The organism is Curtobacterium flaccumfaciens, from assembly GCF_051548005.1.
Classification (GTDB): domain Bacteria; phylum Actinomycetota; class Actinomycetes; order Actinomycetales; family Microbacteriaceae; genus Curtobacterium.
The window spans coordinates 1-5,803 of record NZ_JBPUGH010000189.1 but is presented as its reverse complement, the minus strand read 5'-3'; the positions used below and the strand labels follow the sequence as shown (position 1 = coordinate 5,803).

The 5,803-nt window shown below is 72.3% G+C and carries 8 protein-coding genes; 3 read left to right on the top strand and 5 right to left on the bottom strand.

Going from position 1 to position 5,803, the window contains the following annotated elements:
• Window positions 1-171 precede the first annotated feature (171 nt).
• Entirely contained in the window at window positions 172-741 is a 570-nt protein-coding gene (locus ACSW7Y_RS15825) for a hypothetical protein (protein ID WP_438127199.1), read from the bottom strand.
• 380 nt (window positions 742-1,121) lie between these two features.
• On the opposite strand from ACSW7Y_RS15825, the gene ACSW7Y_RS15820 reads away from it, so the two are divergent.
• Window positions 1,122-2,000 (top strand): GNAT family N-acetyltransferase, encoded by an 879-nt coding sequence (locus ACSW7Y_RS15820; RefSeq protein ID WP_438127198.1) that lies wholly within the window; start codon window positions 1,122-1,124, stop codon window positions 1,998-2,000.
• Window positions 2,001-2,020: 20 nt separating this feature from the next.
• On the opposite strand, the gene ACSW7Y_RS15815 is transcribed toward ACSW7Y_RS15820, so the two are convergent.
• The 3 genes from ACSW7Y_RS15815 to ACSW7Y_RS15805 all read right to left on the bottom strand — a co-directional run bounded on the left by ACSW7Y_RS15815 (window position 2,021) and on the right by ACSW7Y_RS15805 (window position 3,749).
• Window positions 2,021-2,449, bottom strand: coding sequence for a hypothetical protein (locus tag ACSW7Y_RS15815; protein ID WP_438127197.1), 429 nt, complete (start codon window positions 2,447-2,449; stop codon window positions 2,021-2,023).
• 105 nt (window positions 2,450-2,554) lie between these two features.
• Entirely contained in the window at window positions 2,555-2,806 is a 252-nt protein-coding gene (locus tag ACSW7Y_RS15810; RefSeq protein WP_438127196.1) for a helix-turn-helix domain-containing protein, read from the bottom strand.
• Window positions 2,700-3,749, bottom strand: a complete 1,050-nt coding sequence (locus ACSW7Y_RS15805; RefSeq protein WP_438127195.1) for a YeiH family protein — start codon at window positions 3,747-3,749, stop codon at window positions 2,700-2,702. Before ACSW7Y_RS15805 ends, ACSW7Y_RS15810 begins: the two co-directional genes overlap by 107 nt.
• A gap of 147 nt (window positions 3,750-3,896) precedes the next feature.
• On the opposite strand from ACSW7Y_RS15805, the gene ACSW7Y_RS15800 reads away from it, so the two are divergent.
• Together ACSW7Y_RS15800 and ACSW7Y_RS15795 are read left to right on the top strand one after the other, a co-directional pair.
• Window positions 3,897-4,505 (top strand): hypothetical protein, encoded by a 609-nt coding sequence (locus tag ACSW7Y_RS15800; RefSeq protein ID WP_438127194.1) that lies wholly within the window; start codon window positions 3,897-3,899, stop codon window positions 4,503-4,505.
• Window positions 4,506-4,794: 289 nt separating this feature from the next.
• Entirely contained in the window at window positions 4,795-5,124 is a 330-nt protein-coding gene (locus tag ACSW7Y_RS15795) for a hypothetical protein (RefSeq protein WP_438127193.1), read from the top strand.
• Here ACSW7Y_RS15795 and ACSW7Y_RS15790 read toward each other — a convergent pair.
• Complete coding sequence (locus ACSW7Y_RS15790; RefSeq protein ID WP_438127192.1) at window positions 5,121-5,684, bottom strand: hypothetical protein; 564 nt, start codon at window positions 5,682-5,684, stop codon at window positions 5,121-5,123. The two genes, ACSW7Y_RS15795 and ACSW7Y_RS15790, sit on opposite strands and share 4 nt — an antisense overlap.
• Between the last annotated feature and the right edge of the window lie 119 nt (window positions 5,685-5,803).

Sequence of the window (5,803 nt, the reverse complement as noted above, 5' to 3'; positions counted from 1 at the left end):
CACGTGAGCAGGTCTGCTCACGTGATCCGGGCCTCCCGTCCGGAAGCTGCGTCCGGCGGTCGCGTCCGGCCTCGCGTCCGGCCGTCGCGTCCTGCCGTCGCGTCGGGCCTCGCCTCCGGCGGTCGCGTCCGGCGGTCGCGTCCGGCCGTCGCGTCCGGCCGTCGCGTCCGGTCAGCGGAACGCGACGATCGGCCCGCGGTCGACGGCGTGCGGGGTGAGCCGCACGAGTCGGTACTGCGTGTCCCCGCGGTACGCGAGGACGACGGTGTGCGCGCCCCACGTGTACGGGTAGGCGCTCGTCCGCGGCGTCGCGGTCGCTGCCGACAGGACGGCGGACCGGGTGATGCCGTGGCCGGTCGACTCGTACAGGGCGACCTCGTCCGGGGTGCTGCCGGTCGCCCCGGCGCAGGTCGTGTCGACGAGGTACCCCGTGCGCCCGTCGCCTCGCAGGTCGCCCTCGGCGGTGACGAGCGACGCGAAGTCGCCGCTGCAGAGTCCGAGGCCGGGGTGGCTCGCGCGGTCGACGGCACGGGTCAGACCCGGCACCGAGTCGGTCGACCGGGAGTGGTCCTGGCGACCCGGCTTCGGCGGCTGGGCGGTCCGAGCGGCGAGGACGTGCGCGGCGGCGTGGACGGTGGTGCCGTGCGCGGGTGCCGCTTGGGCGGAGGCCGACGTGACGACCCCGCCCAGGACGGCCACGGCGGCCGCGGATGCCAGGAGCGCTGCGGTGGAGAGCTTCATGGTGGTCTTCCCTTCCGTCCGCGCCAGTCGTTCGCTCGCGCCGGACAGGTGGGACGGTAGGGACCGCGCGTCGCAGCACCGTGACGGACGGATCAGCCGATTGTGGTCGACGTCGCCGGACCGCCGTCGCGCTGCGGAAGGGGTCGTCACCGGATCGTCACAGAGCGCCGCGCGGGATCGGCGTTCGCTCGGTTCGCAGCAGTACGTTCGTCCACGGTCGACCATGGTCCTCCGTGATGAACGGGTGGTCGACACCCGAGGGAGGGCTTCGTCCAGTGCAGATCCGGTTCACGACGACCGACGACTCGCGGCTGTGGGATTCGCTCGTCGCAGCGAATCCCGGCGGGACGAGTTTCCACGACTGGTCGTGGTTGCACCTCATGACCGACATGTTCGGCTGGAGGTTCACCCCGCTCCTCGTCCTGCAGGACGGCGAACCCGTCGGGGTGTTCCCCGTGATGGTGCAACCCTCCCTGGTGCCGAGGGCCGTCGAGCCCCCGTTCCCCTACGTCGGGCCGCTCGTCCCCGATGTCCTCCTCGTGCCCACGCTGCGCGCGTTCCGGAGCTGGCAGGTCCGCCACGGCCACCCCTTGGTCCGGTTCGAGTTCGGGCCAGGGGCGGCGGGCAACGCCGAGCGTGCGCTGGCCGAGACGCGGTGCGAGTGGCACGCCGACCGCACGATCACGGTGGACCTCGTCGGTGCCACCCCGGAGTCGCTCACGGCCGGGATGAAGAGCAACGCCCGGTACCACCTGCGTTCCGGGGTGCGGCGGGGTGTCCAGGTCAGGCCCGCACTCCCGGGCGAGATCACGACGCTCCTGCCCCAGCTCCTCGAGGAGGCCTACCGCAGCCGTGGGGTCCCGTCGCCCTACCCCGCCGACCTCGGCGCCCGTCTGGAGCGCTGGTCGGCGGCCCGTGAGGACTTCTACGCGTCCACCGCGGTGATCGACGGCGAGGCGGTGGGGTTGCTGGTGGCGCTGGCGAGCCACCCCGTCGTCTGCGGGTGGGTCGGTGGCTCCCTCCGCGCGCACCGTGCAGCCAGTCCCAGCACGGTCCTGTACCACGACGCACTCCAGTGGGCGCTCCGCCGAGGGCACACGGCGGTCGACCTCGTCGGGTACATCGACGAGGGCGTGGCCAAGTTCAAGACGGGGTTCGGAGGCAAGGAGGAGCCGTACCTCCGGGCCGTCTCCTCGATCGTTCCCAGTGTCGTCCTGTCCGCCGCCGGCGCCGTCCGCGCCCTCCGAGCCCGCCGCTGAGTCGAGGCGGACGCAGCGGATCAGGCCTCCCCGAGCACCTTCCGCCAGGCCGCCGTCAGCGTGTCGTACTCATCGTCCGAGAGGAGATCGCGCACCCCGGTCGCGAGCACCGCGGACCGGACTGCCTCCTCGGCTCCGGCGCGGTCCCGCAGCCGCGCGTCCGAGTGCCGCACCGCGCGCCCGGCCTCCTGCGCGGCCTCGATCTCCTCGACGCGTCCCGCTGCGCCGGCGGCCTCGAGTGCGTGCTGCCAGGCCGCGATGAGGTCGGCGTTCGTGACCATCCGTCCGTCCGCGCCGCCCTGGATCGCGAGCGATGCGCTCGGTTCCGGGACCAGGATCCCCTCGTCGGCCTTCCAGGTGGTGTCGAGCGTCTCTGCCTCGTCAGCAGTGATCCGCCCGGCGCGGTCGATCATCGCCTGCAGGGCGGCGTTGCTGGTGTCGTCCGACACGGTGTCCTCTCCGACCGACGCGCTCGCGTGGTCCGGTCCATCTTGCTGGGTACCCGCCGTCGCGCGTCCAGCCGCCATCCAAGGGAGGGCGCACCGCCGTTGTCGTCACGGTCGACGCACCGAGAAGAGGTCGCCCGGCTGGCAGCCCAGGACGTCACACAGGGCCGTCAGCGTCGAGAACCGGATCGCTCGGCACGGTTGTTCTTCAGCACGGAGCGGTCGACGATGGGTCGCGACGCGGCAAGGGTCGTCAGAGCATCCCGAACGCCGCCTGCACCCCGAGGCTCGTCCCCGCCACGAGCGCCCACAGCACGATGCCCAGCAGCATCGGCCGGAACCCCGCCCGGCGGAGCGCACCGAAGTCCGTCGACACCCCGATCGCGGCGAGCGCCACGGTGATGAGGAACGTCGCCACGGACGCGAAACCGGGGGCAGCGGCCGCCGGTAGCACCCCGACGGTCCGGAGCAGCACGACCACGAGGAACCCGATCAGGAACCACGGGACCAACCGGAACACGCGGACGCCACCGGCGCGACCGGCGGCGTCGCCGACCGCAGCCTGTGTGCGAGCGGTGCGCCGAGCCTCCAGTCCGGCCAGTCCGACCACGATCGGGATGATCATCAGCGTGCGCACGAGCTTGACGACGACGGCGGTGTCGGTCGCCTGGCGACCGTAGACCGTCGCGGTCGCGACCACCGAGGAGGTGTCGTTGACGGCGGTCCCGGCGAAGACGCCGAAGGCGTGCTGCGACAGGCCGAGCGCATGTCCGAGCAGGGGGAAGAGGAAGACGGCGGCGATGTTGCACAGGAAGATCGTCGACATCGCGTACGCGACGTCCGCTCCGACGGCGCCGATGACGGGCGTGACGGCCGCGATCGCGGAGGCGCCGCAGATGCCGGTGCCCACGCCGATCAGCGTGCGGAGCGTCGCCGACACCCGGAGCGCTCGTCCGATGAGCCAGGCACCGAGGAGGCACACGACGAGCGTGGTGAGCATCACCGGGAGCGTCTCGGCACCGATGCGCAGGACGGCCCCGATCGAGAGTTGTGCACCGAGCAGCACGACCGCGGCCTGCAGCACCCGGCTCGACGCGAACTTCACGCCGGGTGCCAGGGTCCCGAGCTCGCCGGTCGTGCGACGGCGGACGAGCCAGCCGACCAGAGCGCCGAGGACGACGGCCGGGACCGGGCCCCCGACGACGGGCACCAGGGTGCCGACGATGGTTGCGGCAACGCCGACCACGAGGGCGACGGCGATGCCGGGCAGGGCGGGGCGGACGGTGGAGCTGGTCACTGGCACGGTCCCCAGCATGGTCGTGAGCGTGCACGTGCGCCAGCGGGCGGGGCGCACCGCGACGACGGGTCGCGATCTGGCATCGCATCGGCGGACCGGCCTGGAGGCACGGGTCGAGGACAGCACGCAGATGTACGTGGGCAGGATGGCCGGGTGGAGTACGAGGCCGATCGGTGGGTGCAGCGGCTGCGGGACGGGGTGGCGCCTCCGCGCTGGGGGCTCGTCGTCGCGGTGGCCCTGCTCGTCGTGGTCGGAGGCGGGTCGCTCGCGCTCGAGATCCCGCACCTCGAGTGGTTCACGAGCGGACACCGCCGCCTGTCCTTCCTCCTGCTCCCGCTCGTCCTGCTGGTGTGGGGTGTCTGGATCGCCGTCGGGTCACGCTCGCGCGGTCGGACGGACCGCCGCACGCTCGCCCGGATCCGAGCACACGGACCGGTGCGGTTCCACCTGCCGGTCGAGCCGGTCGGTGACCCCGCGCCGACGATCTGGACGGTGGACGGCAGCGGGTTGCACGGCTGGACGCCGGACAGCGCCGAACCCGTTGCCCACCTGGCGTGGGACGACGTCGACCACATCGACCTCGTGACCGAGGAGCGTCGCGGGCAGCGGATCGACGTCGCGCTCCGCATCACGAGGACGGACGATCGGGTCCTCGTGCTCCTCCCCCGGACGGCGCTCGGACGCCCGTACACGGCCGGGCAGGTGAAGCTCGACGTCCTCATGCGCGTGCTCCGGTCGCTGCGACGCGAGCGCGCCCGCTGACGGTCCGGCGGGGCCCTGCACGAGGCTCGGCCTCAGCGACACTGCTCGCGGTCGCGGGCGCGAGGAGTGTCGCTCACCGCGAGACTCGCGCGCCGCACCGCGAGACTCGCGTGCGGCACGGCGAGTCTCGGGTGCCGCTCGGGCTCCTCAGGATCGTCCGCCCGGCGCGGAACCGCACGGTTCGTGTCCGGGCCGTGACCGGATCCGAGGGTCGGACGTATCCTTGACTCCCGGAAGCAACGGCGGTTCCGCGTCCACACCCTGATCCCTCCAGCACGAAGAGCTTCCCGTGTCCGAACACCGCATCGAGTACGTCGCCCGCGACCGCACGGGCATCACCGCCGTCGTCACGACCACGAGCGTCATCGACGTCGACACCGTCATCCGCAACATCAGCGCCGGTCACTCCGGGTACTACGTCGCCCGGAACTGGAAGCGCACGCCCGTCCGGAGTCTCACGTCGTTCGGCGGCGCGTACCTCTTCGCGAACTGGGACGGCTCGAAGCGGAACATGCTGCACGACCTGGCGTTCCCGAACCACACCCGCGCGGTACCACTCACAGTCCGACGCCCGTCACGCTTCCGCGACGCCGTCGCGGCCCTGCTCGGCCGCCGCTAGCCTTCTCGGTCCGGGGCGAGTGCCGTGTCCCGTCCCAGCACACGCAGCGCCGCCCGGTTCATCCAGAGGGTGCTCCCCAGTGCCACCACGAAGAGCACGAGGCCACCGGTGGTGATCCACCGCGTGGCTGCCCACCTCTCGGTGGTCTGCGAGACGACCGAAGCCTCGAGCAGCACAGCACCCACGCTCATCGCGACCTGCCGGGGAGTCAGCACGACGATCCGCCGGGCCGTGATCCGGACGAGGTCCTCCGTGCCGGACGGGGCGACGGCGCGCCCGATCGCAGCTCGCCCGACCAGCTGCCGGTCCCGCCGGGTGAGCGTCCGCATCCGGGAAGGGGTGATGGGGAAGACCATCCCCCGAGCGGCCGCGACGAAGAACAGCACACACCCGGTGATCATCGCGGCGAGACCGACGCACTGGAACACGAACCGGATGATCGCGAACGGTTCGCCCTCGGGCGCCAGCCACAACACGATCGCCAGGACGATGGCGACCGCCGCCACGACCACGCTGCCGACCTCCGCCCACCGTGGCAACGGTCGTGTCCGCCTATCCATGACGATCAGTCAACTCGATGTCGCTGTGCGCCGCTCGTGCGGGTTCTCCGCTCTGCCCTGACGCGGTGCGGTGCGGTGCGGTGCGGTGCGAGGTTGTCTTCGCGGTGCGGCGGAACAAG